The organism is Maribacter corallii (genome assembly GCF_047345415.1).
Lineage (GTDB): Bacteria > Bacteroidota > Bacteroidia > Flavobacteriales > Flavobacteriaceae > Maribacter_C.
The window spans coordinates 643005-660434 of sequence record NZ_JBLFEP010000003.1; the positions used below are offsets into that span (position 1 = coordinate 643005).

The following is a 17430-nucleotide window of genomic DNA, read 5'->3' on the forward strand; positions in this document are numbered from 1 at the left end:
ATAATTTTAGGTAAAAACAAGAAGTACCCAATTGTTTCGTTAGAACTACAACGACTTTTTACACCAAACCCCATTCCCCAATGACCAGCTATTACGCCACAGGACCCGGAAACGTACCCCAAGAACTGACCAAACCAAGCCCATCCTTTAAGAAGCACGTGTGGCTTTCAGTAGTGGCATTGATTGCCTTTATTACACTATACTTTTTCTTGACCATTTGGTTCGGCCGATTGGCCTACAACCTTTTTCGAGGCTCGGGTGGACTTTTGAGTTATGGATTAGGCGCCGGTTTCGCTTTTTTATCCTTCTTTATGATAAAATCCATTTTCTTTTTAACGAAACGAGAGGAAAATCCGATGCGGCGTTATGTAACGGAAGAAGAGGAGCCCATTCTTTTTGATTATTTATACAAATTGGCGGATGAAGCGGGAGCGCCACGACCCCATAAAGTATTTTTGACAGATCGGGTAAATGCCAGTGTATCCTATGATCTTTCGTTTCTGAATTTGTTATTCCCTTCGAAGAAGAATCTTGAAATCGGCTTGGGACTGGTAAATGTGTTGAACCTTGGTGAATTCAAGGCGGTACTCGCTCATGAATATGGTCATTTTGCCCAACGTTCCATGCTCTTGGGGCGCTATGTCTATACCGCGCAACAAATTGCAGCCCGAATTGTGGGAAAGCGCGATATTCTGGACCAGTTTTTAGCTGGACTCTCTAGCGTGGATATTCGTATTGCATGGATTGGTTGGATTCTATCGATTTTGGTTTGGGCCATACGCTCTTTGATCGAAACCTGCTTTGGTGTGGTGTCCATTGCCGAAAGAGCACTCTCGAGGGAAATGGAATTTCAGGCGGACTTGGTGGCCGTATCGATGACAGGAAGTGATGCTTTGATCCATGCACTTTCAAAGTTACAAGTAGCTGACGAAGCTTATGAAAATGCAATTCAGGTCGTAGACAACGAATTGAACAAAAAGAGGGCGGTATTGAATTTGTATCGGTTACAGACGAACTATATTGAACGAATGGCCTGGTTGCTCGATGATGAATCCTATGGTAAATCACCAAAAATAGCAGAAAACAATCCACAAAATGACCGCGTTTTCGTATCAAGAACCTATAACCCGCCTAAAATGTGGGCGACCCATCCGGCGGATAAAGACCGTGAAGAGAATACGAAAAAACGATATATCCCCGCCAAGATTGACACCAGAAGTACGAAGGACCTGCTTTCCGACGCCGTGCGCTATGAGGAAGAGATGACGGCTACCCTAATAGCTACTGCGAAAGTCGAAACGGACCTCATTTCAGATGCTGAGGGCATCGAAGCGCAGAACAGCACCTATTTCGATTGGTCCTTTTTACATCCAAAGTATCAGGCATCTTATTTGAATCGATATGCGTTTACCAACTACGATACTATAGATGACCTCTATAACGGTCAAATCGATACAAGTCGGCTACCTCAGATTTTTTCGGCCTTGTACCCTAAAGACCTGAAGGTGCAATTGAATCAACTCAAGGAAATCCATGAAGAGATCGAGGCCTTGGTGATTTCCGAAAACGAAGTGGTTACCGTCGAGAAAAGGCGGATCTGGCACAGGGGATTGGAAATAAAGCGGCGGGACATTCCCGCTGTGATCGACGTGCTGAGAAAAGAAGAGCAACGGGTGTTGGAACAGTTGAGAGACCATGATATCAAATGTCGTCGCGCACATTACGAAGCAGCGCAAAGTTCGGGCCTAGGTTGGCCTATCTATCTTAAAAAGCTTTCAGAACTGGTGCATTATACGGAGCATACCATTTCAAACTTGAACGATAGTGCCCGTAAGTTTCACAATGTCTTGAATGTCGTATTGGCTGATGGCCGGGTGAGTTCTTCAGAACTACAGGAAGTACTGCGGGCCTCTGATGATTACTACTACGCCGTTCGAAAAGGCTTCGTCGATAGCGAAACCCTGAAATTGGACGCTCAAATGCTCAAAAAAATGGACGTGGAAAGCTATAAAAGTGCTTTTGAGGAGTTTACATTGACCAATCCTGACAAACATGTGATCAATGATTGGATCCAGGTCATTGATGGGTGGGCAGCGGCGGCCCTCAAGAATTTGGACAAATTGCGCAATGTGGCGTTAGAGCAATTACTGGATACCGAAGACAAAATCAGGGACAGTTTTCTTAAAGATACACCTATGGAACACCCTGCACCACAAGGTATTGAACCCATCAAGAAATACAAACGCCTCTTACCGGGTACGGAACGGTCGATACAACGGAAGTTGAATTTTAGAGATCGTTTCTTTCAAGGGGACGGTCTGGTAGCTTCAGCTGCCAAGTTCGGTGTTTCGGGTACTATTTTAGTCGCTGCCTTGCTCTTGGGCAGTTACAGTCAAAAATCGAACATGTACATTTATAATGGGCTCCAAACGGATATCTTGGTCACCATTGATGGGAGCACTTATGCTCTTGAAGCCAATGAACATGAAGAGTTGGATATCAATTTCGATACCGATTATACCATTGTAACGACAACAGCTGACGGTAGGTCGATAGAGACCTTGGAAACCGATTTCGAAGATCCGTCCGAAAAATACATTTACAATGTGGCACATGCTGGAGCTTTTATGCAATACCCTGTATATTATGGCTATGAAGGGGCGGGGGACGACCATTATTTCGGAACATCTAAATGGATAAATGTAGATGCGGATTACATTTTGGAAGAAGCTCCACAGACCATTTCAACCTCGTCGAGCAACGATAGGCAGAAACGGGAAGTAGTCATGGGCTATAGTGGTATCGATCCCTATAATTTATTGAGTATTGTCGAAGATAGTGTACAATTCCAACAAATTGTGGAGGCGCATGTGAAATGGGATGAGACCGATAGTCCGTACTTAATGTCATGGATGAATTTCCTAGACTCCAATCCGGATAAAATGCATATTCTTCGACAGCGTTTGGCAAATAACAAGGATGAGATCTATACCTTACGGGCGTTACAAGACAATGCGGATGAAAATCAACGTATTGCGGTTTGCGAAGATCATCAACGACTAGCGAGTTCAGAACCAGATAATGCAAACTACCATTATCTTACGATTCGTTGTATTGAAGATGAGTTGGAAAAGAACCGTGCTTTTATGAAGGGACATGAAAAATTTACCGATCATGCTTGGTTGGCCTTTGCAGCTGCTTATAGCTATGCAGAAATCGAGGAGTGGCAAAAATCTTATCAGGCTTTCACCACTGCAAGTACACAAAACGCCTCTTTAAGAGCTACTATAGGTCTGGATGCCGAACGTGTTCGTCGGGTTATGGCCAAACTTCTCCAGATAACGATTCCCCAAGACCAACGTATTATCAATGAAGATATTGAAGCTTACCAAGACATGGAAAGTGGTCAACTTGACGGTGTATTTGGTTCGAGTAACCATGTCTATTATTTAATTTCCCAAGGGAAGTTAGAAGAAGCACTCACCTTTACCGACAAGTACCCCGAAACGCGTTCACGAGTGCTGCGGGTACTTGCGGCCTCAGAAGGTGTCTCCCCAAAGATTTTGGAGGAGGCTTTGGCCATGAACACGGATGATGGTATCGATTTTGATTCTGTATGGTTGGCATTGGGGGTAGCGGTCAGGGAAGGAGCAAACAGTTCGGAATATCTTAACACCTTGAAAATCATGGGGATTGATGGTAACATGCTCACGGAGTTCATCCAATTGACAAAACAAAGAAACACTCAGGCCGCGGAAGCGCTGATTGCAGATCTAGACTTTCGCTTTAAATCCCACTTCTATGCGCTTGGCACCACAATTTTAGGAAAACAGGCCCCGCAAGCCTGGAAAGTTTATACGCAAACTTTGTTGTTTGCCAATGAACGACAGTTCATTGAAACATGATTTTACTCGATAATCGAGATTTAAAATGCTCCGACGCCTGCCTGCCGGACAGGCTTGCCTCGAAATCAATGTTAATTTTCCTTCTAATGCCTCGCGGGCTTGCCCCGAGGTAATTTACTTTGCCTATTCAAAAACACGTTTCCAATACCGCGCCATGGTCTGCCGAAGGTGAAATGAAGTGTTTTCCCGCTCATTGATGCTGTGGGAGCGCATGGGATACGACATCATATCGAATAGTTTGTTGTGTTTGATCAGTTCGTTCGCCAATTGCTCAAAACTTTGGTAGTGTACATTGTCATCCGCCGTACCATGAATGATCATTAGATTGCCTTCCAATTTTTTGGCATGCGTGATCGGTGAACCCGCTATATAGTTCGTTTCGTTGTCTTCCAACAGGCCCATGTACCGTTCTTGATAGATATTGTCATAGAGCCGTTGGTCGGCCACAAAGGACACCGCCAATCCAGAACCATAGATTTCCGGATACCGGAACAGACAGTTCATGGTCATCTGACCTCCGCCACTCCAGCCCCAAATACCCACCTTATCGGTGTCGATAAACGGGTAGCTCTTGAACAATTCCCGGGCCGCCGCGGCCTGATCCTTCGCTGCCAAAATACCGATTTGTCCGTAAATTGACTTTCGCCACTCCCGGCCCCTTGGCGTGCGTGTCCCTCTGTTATCAATACTCACGACAACATAACCTTCTTGGGCCAAATACCGATGCCAAAGATCCCCGCCTTGCCAAGCATCTTGTACGGTAGACCCTGCAGGTTCACCGTAAACATAAAAGATGATGGGGTATTTTTTTTCAGGATCAAAATCGGAAGGCTTGATCATCCACGCATCAAAAACCTCTTCGCCAATATCGATCTTGATGAATTCCTTTGGAGCCAGTTCTAGGGTGTTGAATTTAGTGACAAGTGCTTGGTTGTCTTCTAGCACTCGGATCGGTCTATGCTTTTGTAGGTTGATAAGGGTTATCTCTTGGGGAGCTTTGGAATTTTGATAGGAATGTATGGCATATTTGGCATCCGCCGAGATTTGATAGGCATGTTGCCCAGGCTGGTCTTCGGGACTGACCTTTTCAGGAGCGGTACTACCATCAAGTTTGCTTCGGTAAAGATAGCGTTGGGTAAAGTTTTCAGGTGAGGCGATATAATACACATAGCCGCCTTTGGGGTCGATACAATTGATACGGACCACATCGATGCTTCCTTTGGTAATGGTACTGAATTCCTTGCCGTCACGAGATACTTTGTAAAGGTGTAACCAACCATCTTTTTCACTCGTCCAGGTGAAATAGTTCTCGTTCTCTAACCACATGATGTTGTCATGTACATCCAACCAAGCGGCATCTTTATCGGTAAACAGGGTATCAACAGCCATGTTGTCGGTGTTACCTATCCAGACCGTATTTGTATTCTGTTTGCGATTCAACTGTTGGATCATCACTTCGCTCGAATTCGGAATAAAATCCATTCGGGCCAAATAGTTATTGGTGGGGTCACCTGGGATATCGAACCATTTCGTATCACCTCCGACAGCATTGACTACCCCAACCTTGACTTCAGAATTTTTGGTGCCGACTTTGGGATAGGGCAGCGGAATGGGTTTGGAATATATGGAATCTACGTTGTTGATCATATAGAACGTTCCGATGTTTTCCGTGTTTGACCGCCAATAGGCGATTCGTTGGCCATCGGGACTCCATCTAAAACCATCGCGACATGACAGTTCTTCTTCATATACCCAATCAAAGGTTCCATTGATGATCGATTCGTTACCGTCGAAGGTCAGTTGAGTGATTTCATTTGATTTTAGGTCCTCAACGTAGATGTTGTTTTGGCTCACATAACCGACCTTAGTGGCATCTGGGGAGAATTTGGCGAACATCATCGTCGTAGGTTCCATAGCACTACCCAATTGGTGCAAGGCACCTGATGCCATATCCAATACCCAATAATCACCTCTGGTATGGTAACGCCATACTTTTCGTGTATTGGTAAACACCAATAGTTTTGCATTGTCATCGGACCACTCGTAGTTGCGAATGGACAGGGGTTCCGTTGCCCCGATAGGGATGAGTTGTCGGGCGTATACCAATACGGATCGTGCCCCCGATTTCGCTTCGTAGCGCACGATGTCGCTGCCTCCGACTTCAGTGTTTCGCTCTAGGGTAGAATAGCCCTTATTGTCTTTCATCCATCGCACGGGACCGTATCCCTTGGCCGAGTATGCATCGTTTTTGTAGATGTCTTCTAGCGTTAAAGGTTGCTGTGTGTATACCGTAGCGGTTAGCCATAGAAATAGCAGGACAAGTATGTGTTTCATCTTGGTGTTTTAGTTGTATCCAAAGTAACCAAAAAATAGGTGAAAGCATAGTACTCTTATAAGAGTATCCTACTAAGAGAAGACCTTGTGGTCTCCATCGCCCAAATCGAGTCACAAGATCGAATAGGAGATTGGTCTTCAGCTCCAGATTTTTAAAAGGGCCAGAAATACATTTCCAGCCCTCCGCTATTATAATCTTCGAAGGTTCAACAATGCCAAAACCCCGATGACCAGGAACACTAATACCGTTGGCAGCAATAGACGAAGCCAATTCAAATGAGCGGTAGTTTTGTAAAACTTGACATCATGTGCTTCCCAATCAATGGTGTCGGCCGGAACATTTTCAAAGATTTTCGGATAAAAACTCAGTCGTAAACCTTCGTGGAATTTTTCAAGACCTTGTAAGAAATCCAAGTGACTCAACATATCCGTACCTGCTAAACTATTGAAACTTAGTTGTGCGTGCATTGTTGGGACAAAAAAGGCCACTTTCTCGCTAACGGTATTGCGAAGCATGATTTTTTCGCTCATTTCGGTACTGGTGCCTTCCGCCGCCAAGTCTCCCATATGTTGCATCCCATAGTACCAGATCCAACTAAATTCCTCTTCAGGTACGGTATAATTTTTATACTGGGGATAAGCCTCAAAAAAACCGACCATAGTAGCATCCTTCTCCAAATCCCATTTCTCATGATAGCCATCCCGTTGTTCGACCATAGCCTCCAAAGCCTCGGGCACTTGATAGGTGTTGAGCACATAGTTATTGACCATCGCGGGAATCAGAACCGTCAAAACAACCCAAATGGAAATCAGTGCTAGGGCGTTAAAGCTGGAGTTTTTTTGAAATGACACTATGAACAGGCACAATGCACTCCAAAAAAACAAGTATAGGATACTTTGAAGGAATATGGCCCAAAAATTTTGGTCCAATGCAATGTTCAACACCCCGCTTGCCAAAAGCAGCAGGAAAATCAAAACACCAAATACAAAAAGCATCCTAATCCCCAGTTTTTTAAGCAAGAATTTTGCTCTTGCCGAGGTCTGTGCCGCTAGAATTCGCCAAGTACCCTGTTCTTTCTCTTCAGAATACAGATTAAAGGTCATTGCGATCAATACCAATGGAAAAAGGTAAATGATTACAAAACCCAAATCTAAATTCCCTGACATCAATAGGGATGGATTTTCAAAATCCGTATCGTACTTCTGTCCTTCCAACCCACGTATGGTCACTGCTTGTAAAAGGGGATTGACATCGCTCTGACCAATTGAAATCGCACTGATCGTACTGGGTTGTTTGATCAAAGTAAAACGAAGGTAGTAGAGTAGTAGGCCCAAATCTTCTTTATGGTATTCAAGATTTCTTGCAATGCTCTCTTTTTGAAATTCTTGTGACGCCGCAATGGCGTTTTCCTGTTTGACCAAGTACTGTTTGCCTATCAAAATACTGATGATCCCTACGGTAACCAATAAGAAAAGACTTATCAAGAATATTTTTGTTCGAAAAAACGATTGAAACAATAAACGATACATCTAAAGGGCTTTGAGGTTAGTAGCTATTTTTGTTAGTCCAAAGACCCCCAAAATTCCCCATAACAAGAGTGCTAAAATGGAAATAAGCTCGTTTCGGAAGACTTTGGAAACCGTTAGAAATCGGTATTCAAATGGCGGAAATTCTTTCCAATAGGAATTGGAAATTACATTTGGCCCGGCTTTCCCTTTATTGGGAATCAAATCCATCTGCAATTGGTTCATTTCTTGTGCCAAATGGTAACGATAGGCTTCCGCCTCTGCCTTGAAATGTAGAAACGATCTAAAATCGGTTCCCGAGAAGGCCATCGATAAGTTCTTGATAGCGGTATACGGATTGACAAATGCAGAATAACGTTCCAGGTCATTTTGTTTTTGATAAACCTGAAATAAGCGCGCTTGGTGATCCTTATAAATCTCCGTACTCAATTTTTCACCTTGAGCCATAATGAATCCGCTATAGTTGAAAGGCAAGTCGTCTACATTGGCGACCTTGTGCACCTGAAGCACAGAATCTTTTAAGGCCTTGAAATGAGGGTCATCTGGATTGTGACTATCCCCTTGCTGAATCAAATCATGCTCCACCGCGGTTTCCATTTCTATTTTAGAAGGAGTAGGGAAGAGGTAGTATCCCAATGCCTGCAGCGATTTGGGCACGATAATCGTAAATAGCAACCAAATACCCAAAAGTTTGACCAAAGCTCCCTTGGCCGTTTTGCTAAATGCCGATACCAAAATGGTAATGGCGCTGAGTATGGCAAAAAAGAGTACATAGGAAACGAACAGCACCATAAAACGCGATATACTATCTCCGAAGGTACCCTCATTCGATTCCAAAAGCACGAAGGAGAAGACCACTAGAAAGACCGAAAGTAGAAAAATCAGGGAAAGACCCCATAAACCCAACCACTTTCCGAAAACGATTTCCATTCTGCTGATCCCCTGACCGATCAACAATTTTAAAGTGCCGTTCTCCCTTTCACGGGCAATGGTGGCAAAACCCAAGTAAAAAATCAACAGCGGTACGATTACCTTCAATAACATTGCCAAGCTTACTTCCCCGAATCGTAACAATCCCGTAGACATGCTAGCCTCTGAAAAATTGACCGTATTCTGTTTATGGGCTTCCAGAAATATGGCGTTACCCACAAAATTTTCCATTCCTAGATCAAAAACACTCAATACATGTTTTAATCGCAAAGCAAAAGAACCATAATGCGCCATTCGATGCGGGTGCTTATCCGGATTATTCTCCCAACTTTCTTGCGCTTCGTTCTGAATTGCATCGCGTGTATGATTGAGGTCATGATAATTTTCCCAACCGCTGAAAGCTGAAAAAAGCAACAAAAAGCCCATTAGGCCCAAAGCTACCAGCAGCACTTTGGACCTAAAAGCATCTTTCCACAATTGACCTGCCAACAAAAAGATTACCCTTTTTCTCATTATTAGAATTTATAAGTGGCGTTTAGCAGAACATTTCTTGGGGCGCCTGGACCTAACCTAGATGGGTTAAGACCACCTAACCAATACGTCTCATCAAATAAATTGTTCAACTTAAGTGTCAATTGGATACCTGTATTATTTGGCCTGTAGTATACCGCGGCATCAAATACGGTATAGCTTGGCAATAGTAATCTGTCGGTGTCATAAGTAGGGTTGTACCAGGTAAATCTTTCATCTACGTATTGGGCACCAAAACCGATTCCAATGCCTTTTAAGGTCTTATTCCTAAAATCATAACGTCCCCAAAAATTCGCAGTATGCTTTGGAGCTCCTCCAATGGGTTCTCCGATAAAATCTTCTATAGCATCTTCTACGATTTCCGCATCTGCAAAACCATACGACGCCGTGAGTTGAAAGTTTGGTGATATGTAACCGGAAATATCCATTTCAAAACCTGTACTTCTTTGCTCACCTCGTGTTGATAGGTTATCCAAATCATAGGTATCTCCCAATAGGATGTTTTTTTGAGTAATATTAAAAATAGCAAGGTTGGCAAATACTTTCCCGTTTAAAAACTCTCCTTTTGCACCCACTTCCAACAAGCTACTTTCCAAAGGGTCAAACCGACTTGGTGAGGCTGCCCAAAAGAAGCCTTCCGCCGTTGGCGACAAGGAAACCGTATTCGTATGTGGTTGAAATCCTTCTAGATAAGTTGCATACGCACTTACACTATTTGTGACTTCATATGTTAGACCTAGTCTAGGTACAAAAGCATTGGTCTTAAACTCTTGTTCATCGCCCTCATAATCAAAAATATCGGTGAACCATTCATATCGTAAATTCACTAAAGCCGAAAATTTTCCGACCTTAAATTGGTTTTGAAGATAGATACCACTTGACGTCGCTAAATTGGCTGGGATAGTTAATTCAGCAAGGTTGTAACTTGTTGTATTTCTCGCTCCGTTAAAAGGGTCTGCCAAATTAAAATGCGGAACAGCGGGTACGGGCATCGTTACCCCATCTACAACCATTTGTTGAAAATTGTCCGGATTGCTTGGGTCAAAATTAGACTGCCCCCCGCTGACTGTTAAATACCTTCTAGCACGTAGAAATCCCGCGCCAATTTTCCTTTCCCAACGCGTACCATCATATCCAACCAATATTTTGTTGGTAAACTTTTCCTTTTTGATGTCGTACGTAAAATAGGTGCTAAAATTATCGGTTTCCCAAAATTGTTGTCTTTGATCATATCGCAGCCTTGCCAGTGTAGGAATCACATTGCCATCAATATCAACTGCCGTACCATCAACCCTGTGTTCGGCTAGATCTTCATCCCAAGTTTGTTTCATGAACTGGGCATTAAAACCAAAGTTCTCAGTAAATTTTTTACTAAAATTGGCCATGAAAATAAACTCTTTGTTTTTGTAATGGTCGTTTGACGCGCCCACATTTCTTGTAATTGGGGTACTGTTCAAATCAAATTCACCATTAATGGCACCAAAAATAGGCTGACCTCTATCTAAATTCCCTTCAGCGTTGCTGTAGATCATTTCTACATTTAGTGATGTATTTTCATTTGGGATATAACTTAAAGATGGAGAAAACAAAATAGCATTATTGTTTACGACATCCCGAAATGAATCTGCTTCTTGGAACGCTGCATTAAAACGATATAACAGTGTTTTTGATTCGTTTAGTGGTCCCGTGAAATCGGCGGTGGCCCTTAGGGTTCCGAAACTACCTGTTGTTGCTGAAATCTCACTTCGTTTTTCTCTTAGGGGTTTCTTCGTAACCATATTTACAGTTCCCCCTGGGTCGGCACTGGAAAAAGTAACCGACGATGGGCCTTTTATTACCTCAACACGCTCTAAATGCGAAGTAATTGGTTGTAGAAAGTAATATTGACGTGTACGCATACCATTCAAGACTTGACCATCGTCACCCTGTGTGATACCACGAATGTTATAATGATTGTATAGGCCCGTAACCGTAACATTACTGACTGTTTTAACGGCATCCGGTAATTGAAAGGCAAGACGGTCCGCAATTAATTCCTTGGTTACCGAAGTAATCGCCTGTGGCAATTCTTTGTTCTTGATGGCCACTTTGGTAGCGGAGAAGGAGTAGTCACTATTGTAATCCGTTCGGGCCCGGCCCACGACTTCCACCGATTGTAATCGCTCCACGCTCTCTTCTAATACCAATGTGCCCAAATCATAGGGCCGTGCTTGGTCGAATGAGTTTTGTAGACGTAATGACCGCATTCCGATATAGGTTACTTCAATCTGATAATTTCCGGTTTCTGCAAGTTCAAAAGTAAAGTTGCCATTCTCTTGGGATACCGTACCATTGGTAACCCCGGTGTTTTGGTTGGTATACGAAATGGTCGCCCCCATAATAGGCTGTCTATCCGTGTCAATAATCATCCCTTTGACAGCTATTTGGCCAAATGAGGTATGAATTGCAATTAAAAATAATATGATAGGAATATAGTTTCTCATGATCTTAAATTGTTTCTAGGTAAAGTTGATTTAGTTGACCTGCATCTATTTCATTGGCATTTAATCGCTGTGCCAATACGCCTTCTTTCATAATACCGATAGTAGTGCCTAACTCTACGGCATTGAAGATATCATGGGTTGCCATGAATATGACCTTGCCCATTTCGGCCAATTCTTTGCAGATTTTTGTGAATTCAGAAGTGGCTTTTGGATCTAAACCTGAAGTAGGCTCGTCCATAAAGATGACTTCGGCGTTTTTGGCCAATGCCACGGCAATACCGACTTTCTGTCGCATACCTTTGGAATATGAAGCCAATCTTTGATGTTGCGCATCTGATTGCAGGCCGGTTTTAGCTAAAAAAGCCTCTAACTCAGGGGTCGTGTATTTGAATCCGGCCAGACGGCTAAAGAAGTCCAGGTTCTCTATGCCACTAAGGTTACCATAGAGTTGTACCGTTTCTGGAATGTAGGCCGTGAGTTGATTGGTGTCATCGATACCCACCTCTTTATCACCTATAAAGGCTTGTCCACTATCCTTTTTGATAAAACCTAGAAAAATATTTATGGTCGTTGTTTTTCCGGCGCCATTTTGACCTAAGAGGCAAAATATTTCGCCTTTGGATACCTCAAAAGAGACATCTTTTAAGGCCACCTTTCCATTGTAGGACTTAACAATGTTTGTTGCTTTTAGCATAACATGTAATGATTTAAAATTGACTATGAATCGCACAAATACCCACTGTTACTATAGTTAGCACTGCGTGGGAGATTAAACGTGTTGAAGACGGGGCCCGAAAAAGGCTATAGTCCAAAATGTATGCTATACAATACGCCTTGATGAACCTTTATACAAAAGGAACCCCCAAAACAAGTATGGTATGAATTGAATACACCGATCCCTCAATATGGGATGGTATGCGATACAAAATGGACTATGAGAATGTTGGTGGAGGTCGGGTGAAGCGATAACTCAGTAGATACGTGTTATTAAAAACACTATCAGGGGCTATACCATTGATTTTTTGCTCTGAGAAAAAATACTCCGTATGCGATACAACCGCCGTATCCGCTTCAAGAAGCGGTGTAAAACTGACCGCAGTGGTGATGTGACAGACCTCACAATGTTGTGCGTCAAGGTCGTCATTATGTGAGGCAAATACATGTAAGCCGGCCACCTTGAACAAAACGATCAAGGCGATGTAGAAAAGCGCAATATTCGGCTTACTGATTTTCATCGCAACCGTAAAAATATGCAATAATTTGAATTATCGAGACATTTTAAACGGATTTACGTCATCTGGTCCTTGTTAAATCTTAATAGAAACCTTCCCATTGGTATGGGGTGATCATAAACATCATTTATGTTGATCTATGAATCGCAGCACCTCTTTTGCAAATCCATCGGCTTCAGTAAACATGGGTGCATGCCCCGATCGTTCAAAAATCACTAAGGTCTTTTCTTCAGAACCCAGGTTTTCATACGCTTCTTGGGCGTAAAACGGTGGCACGACCATATCATACCGTCCCCAAAGAATCAAAGAGGGAATGGTAATTTCGGGAAGCCTGTCCGTGAAGGATAGTTTTCCGATCGTATCATCGTCAAGGATGGATTGAATTTTCTGTATGTTCCAGAGAAAGGTCAGCGGGTTATAATCGGAAACCTTAACCCCTCCGTTTCCTGGATCGTTGATGATAGCATCGTCTCTTAGCCGGAGTTCCGCATCAAAAGCGGTCCGATTCAATCGATTAAAATCATCAAGGTTGACCGTATTTGGATCGACCTCACTCAATACTCCATAAACCGACTCCCAGAACGCGATACTATTTTCCAATTCAATTTGTTCCGCGGCAATACGTTCAAAATTACGGATATATTCAAAGTAGAGGCCTTTGGGATCATGGCTGCCATTGACGTCGATCCATCCCAAAAAGTCGCTTTGATTTTTCAATAAGGTCGCGGGACCTAAAGCACCGCCCCAGCTATGGCCTAATAAAAAGAAACGTGTATCATTGCCATAACGCTGTTTTAGGACTTTTACCAATGCCAGAACATCTTCGGCCATCAAATCAATGTCAACGTCATCTTCGGCATAATTTCCCTGTGACATCCCGGAACCCCGTTGATCGAAGTACACCACAGCATAGTCTTCTTCTATTTGATCAAATGCAGGCCCTTGAAAACCCAATCCCAAGCCACCAGGACCACCGTGTAAGGTAACTAGAAATACTTTGTCAGTTCCATTTCCCTTGACGTAGGCCGGCATATCGGCATTCTTATGACGTACAAAAAAAGTCTCGTCAAGCTGGTCAAGATCTACATTATCCTGTGAACAAGAAAAGAGAACAATACCTCCGAGTAAAACAAATACGACCTTCCAGGCATTCCATATATAACTACACATTACTTCTTCTTTTTTAAGTGAAACCGAAACCCGTACTGTAAGGAAAATGATGGCAATGCCCCGGCGTTGTAAGGGGTACGAAGCATGAAGTTGACATTTAAGTACCGGCCAGTTAGCCTTTTGCCTTTTCGTTGTTTACCGATACCTACGGATAGGGAAGGGGCGTAATACCCTCTTCCAGGTAAAAACACTTTACCTACTGCATCTCCATTTACTTCATAGGTTTTCGGTAAGAAGGAACGATAATATCCCAGTGGATTGACCGCAATACTGAATTGTTTCCCTTTCTTATTGGTCCTTCTCCAGATAAGTCCAACGTTAGTCAAGAGCCCAGTATCTGTTTTGTTCGCAAAATTGGTGGTGAATGCTAGATTGCCGTTTAACAGAAACTGATGCGTATTTGTTCTTTCGCCTCGTTTTCTGTCTTTGGTTTTACGCTTTTCCTTTAAGAGGTACTCTGCTCCCAAATTTAATCCATTGGCCCAAAAAATAGTGCCGGTGTACCCCACCTTGAATTCGGTTCTGTCAAAAAAATGTTGGGGGAGTTGGGTGTTCGTCGCTTCCTTTTTTGTTGTTTCTTGACCGTAACCCGTATTGAAAAATGGACATAGGAAAAGTAAGAGGAGTGATAGCTTTAGTCGCATAGTGGTGGTTCAGTGGAAGCAAAGCTATCTTTCTAAAACAGGATTGACTGTTAAGGCGGATGTAATTAAAACTTAAGGAATAGATAAAATATACTCAGATCATTACATTTTGAATTTTATCTTTATCCTATTGAAAGGCGAAGCCGTATAAATTTCCATGGATAACTATTTCACATTATTGGCCGCAGGTATTGGTGCCGTTCAATCGCTATTGTTCGCAATTCTGATCTTCTTCAAACGGAAACACAAAGAACATGATTGGCTATTGGCGGCTTGGTTTTTGGTTTTTTTCATACATCTATTGCTTGTACTGAGTAAAGGAGTTCTTCATTTCGCATTACAGGAAGCGCTTATATTAAATATGAGTTTCTTACATGGGCCCTTGTTCTTCTTTTATGTAAAAAGCTTACAAAAGAAGGTTTTCACAAAACTTGATTGTATCCACTTCTTGCCCTTCGTACTGTTTTTGGTATTGAGTAGTTTTTTTTTAGATAGACTACAGACTGCCTGGGTGACCATTGTTCTGTGGCCAAAACTCGTATCGCTTATAGCATATCCGGTTTATGTACTGATCGTAGTTCCCGCAAAACCTAACGCGAAACTGGGCTATGTTCAACATAATCCATGGATTCGGGCTATCGCCATACTGTTCCTACTGAGTGCTGGAATCAGCATACTCCGAATGCTATTGGAACTTTCAATGGGTATTCCGTATTTCAGATTCTGGGATACTGCACGATATGTGGTACTGATCATCATCATCGGTTTTTTCGGTCTTCGGTATGGCACCTTGTACCAACCGATAACATTACCCCATAAAGACGCGAAGAAGTACAGAACGAGCCCGCTCAAAGCATATGATATTGAAAAGGTAAAAATAGACATCGAACATATTTTCGAGACTGAAAAACCGTATCTAAATCCTGATTTTTCTCTGGAAGAACTGGCCAGTTTGTTGGGTATTGCCAAGCACCATCTCTCACAGATACTGAATGCCGAGATGCATACGAATTTTTATAATTTGATCAATCAAAGAAGAATCGAGGACGCTCTCGAAAAAATAAAGCAACATACCACATTAGAGTATACCATGGAAGGTATAGGTTACGAGTGTGGCTTCAGTTCAAAATCATCTTTCTTCACTAATTTCAAAAAATTCGTGGGTCTGACCCCAGGTCAATATATCAGAAAAATAAGTACGGCTTAATTAAGAGGTATTCCATACTCGAAAAAATGATGCTCCTTTGGTACGGATTAACGAGGGGAATATCCCTAATAGTCATTCGGTACAGTAGTAGAAAGCGTGAACCTAATAACTGGACCCGTTCTTGGGAACCAATAATTCTACCGATTCACCCCTTCTTATAACACCGATAACCAAATGGAAACTAATTTTAATGGACCTGTAAAAAATGAAAAAAAGAAAATTTCTCAAGAGCTTAGGGGCAGCTTCCACAATGCTTCTTATTGATCCACACGAAGCTTTGAGCCAAAATAACGTTTCTCCTATCATTGCAAAAAAGACAGCATTAGTTTTGGGTGGAAGAGGTTTTCTCGGACCTTCAATCGTACAATCGCTCTTAGCGCATGGATATGAAGTCACGCTGCTCAATCGTAATAAGACCAATACACATCTGTTCAGTGATTTGCCCTTGATTGTATGTGACAGGGAAAAAGAAGGTAAATCGGGCCTAAAATCAATTGACCAGAAGTATAGGGGCACCTATTGGGATATAGTAGTGGATACTTGGCAAAAATCACCAAAGGCGGTTGCTGACTTTCTGGACGAGTTTAAAGAACAGGTCGGACACTATCAATATACTTCAAGTGTCTCCGTATATGATACATGGGATACAAAATTCAATGCGGAGACAGCGCCCTTGAACCCTCTTCCTAGTTTTCCAAAAACAATAGCGGAAGAATATCGGTATGCGATTCGAAAAACATTGGCGGAAGAAGCCATTAGAGCACGGACGGATAAGTACACTATCTTTCGATCTCACGGCATGAGGGATTTTAGAAGTGCCAATCCTAAAGACATTATAGATGAACCGTTTTGGCCTATTCGTTTTTTTAGGGGAGGTGAAATTCTATTGCCCCAGGTGGAGAACCATCACATACAAATGACCGATGTACGGAGTATGGTCGATTTCATGCTACACTGCGCAGCGGATAATATTTTTGGGGAGTACAACGTTGCTTGTCAACCCACACCATTTAAGGATTATGTTTCCAGTTTGATACATGCCACCAAAAAACCGGAAAAAGTGTATTGGATCGATGGGGATTTTTTAATCGAAAACGGACTTATTCCCTATAAGGTAGTACCGTTCTGGAAGCCACAACCAAAAGGTTCCTATTATTTCAATGTACAGAAGTCGATTGAAGCCGGTTTTGTGCATAGACCTTTGGTGGATATGATAACAGACCAAATCAATGGATATATCCATAGATACCCGAAAGATGATGTGCGGTTTGGAAAACAGATAGACGGCACGATAAAGTGCTATTCTGCAGATCAAGAGAAAGCTATTATTCAAAAGTGGAAACTTAAAAATAACCTTTGATTTGAGTACATTGTAGTCAGGAATGCGAAGGGAGTGCGTTGACGTATCGGAAGTAATTTCCTGTTTTCCGCACGATGTCCTATCATTGTCATTCTCGTTAATTAAAT

11 protein-coding genes are annotated in these 17430 nt (G+C 42.5%); 3 read left to right on the forward strand and 8 right to left on the reverse strand.

The window, feature by feature from the left end:
* Positions 1-80: 80 nt before the first annotated feature.
* Complete coding sequence (locus ACKWCA_RS12745) at positions 81-3905, forward strand: M48 family metallopeptidase (RefSeq protein WP_413978587.1); 3825 nt, start codon at positions 81-83, stop codon at positions 3903-3905.
* A 123-nt stretch (positions 3906-4028) separates the two neighbouring features.
* Here the strand turns inward: ACKWCA_RS12745 and ACKWCA_RS12750 are convergent, their stop codons facing one another.
* The 8 genes from ACKWCA_RS12750 to ACKWCA_RS12785 all read right to left on the reverse strand — a co-directional run bounded on the left by ACKWCA_RS12750 (position 4029) and on the right by ACKWCA_RS12785 (position 14756).
* Entirely contained in the window at positions 4029-6239 is a 2211-nt protein-coding gene (locus tag ACKWCA_RS12750; protein ID WP_413978588.1) for a S9 family peptidase, read from the reverse strand.
* Positions 6240-6428: 189 nt separating this feature from the next.
* Positions 6429-7769 (reverse strand): DUF3526 domain-containing protein, encoded by a 1341-nt coding sequence (locus tag ACKWCA_RS12755; RefSeq protein ID WP_413978589.1) that lies wholly within the window; start codon positions 7767-7769, stop codon positions 6429-6431.
* The gene (locus tag ACKWCA_RS12760; protein ID WP_413978590.1) at positions 7770-9209 is read right to left on the reverse strand and encodes an ABC transporter permease; all 1440 of its coding nucleotides are present in this window, start codon (positions 9207-9209) and stop codon (positions 7770-7772) included. It lies immediately after the preceding gene.
* 2 nt (positions 9210-9211) lie between these two features.
* Complete coding sequence (locus ACKWCA_RS12765; protein ID WP_413978591.1) at positions 9212-11710, reverse strand: TonB-dependent siderophore receptor; 2499 nt, start codon at positions 11708-11710, stop codon at positions 9212-9214.
* Positions 11711-11714: 4 nt separating this feature from the next.
* Positions 11715-12404, reverse strand: coding sequence for an ABC transporter ATP-binding protein (locus ACKWCA_RS12770; RefSeq protein WP_413978592.1), 690 nt, complete (start codon positions 12402-12404; stop codon positions 11715-11717).
* Positions 12405-12642: 238 nt separating this feature from the next.
* Positions 12643-12945 carry a hypothetical protein gene (locus ACKWCA_RS12775; protein ID WP_413978593.1) on the reverse strand — a complete coding sequence of 101 codons (303 nt, stop codon included), beginning with the start codon at positions 12943-12945 and terminating at the stop codon, positions 12643-12645.
* Positions 12946-13065: 120 nt separating this feature from the next.
* The gene (locus ACKWCA_RS12780; protein ID WP_413978594.1) at positions 13066-14112 is read right to left on the reverse strand and encodes an alpha/beta fold hydrolase; all 1047 of its coding nucleotides are present in this window, start codon (positions 14110-14112) and stop codon (positions 13066-13068) included.
* Complete coding sequence (locus tag ACKWCA_RS12785) at positions 14112-14756, reverse strand: hypothetical protein (RefSeq protein ID WP_413978595.1); 645 nt, start codon at positions 14754-14756, stop codon at positions 14112-14114. The genes ACKWCA_RS12780 and ACKWCA_RS12785 overlap by 1 nt, the downstream gene beginning before the upstream one ends.
* Positions 14757-14913: 157 nt before the next feature.
* On the opposite strand from ACKWCA_RS12785, the gene ACKWCA_RS12790 reads away from it, so the two are divergent.
* Positions 14914-15963, forward strand: a complete 1050-nt coding sequence (locus ACKWCA_RS12790; RefSeq protein ID WP_413978596.1) for a helix-turn-helix domain-containing protein — start codon at positions 14914-14916, stop codon at positions 15961-15963.
* 205 nt (positions 15964-16168) lie between these two features.
* Entirely contained in the window at positions 16169-17323 is a 1155-nt protein-coding gene (locus ACKWCA_RS12795) for an NAD-dependent epimerase/dehydratase family protein (RefSeq protein WP_413978597.1), read from the forward strand.
* Positions 17324-17430 lie beyond the last annotated feature (107 nt).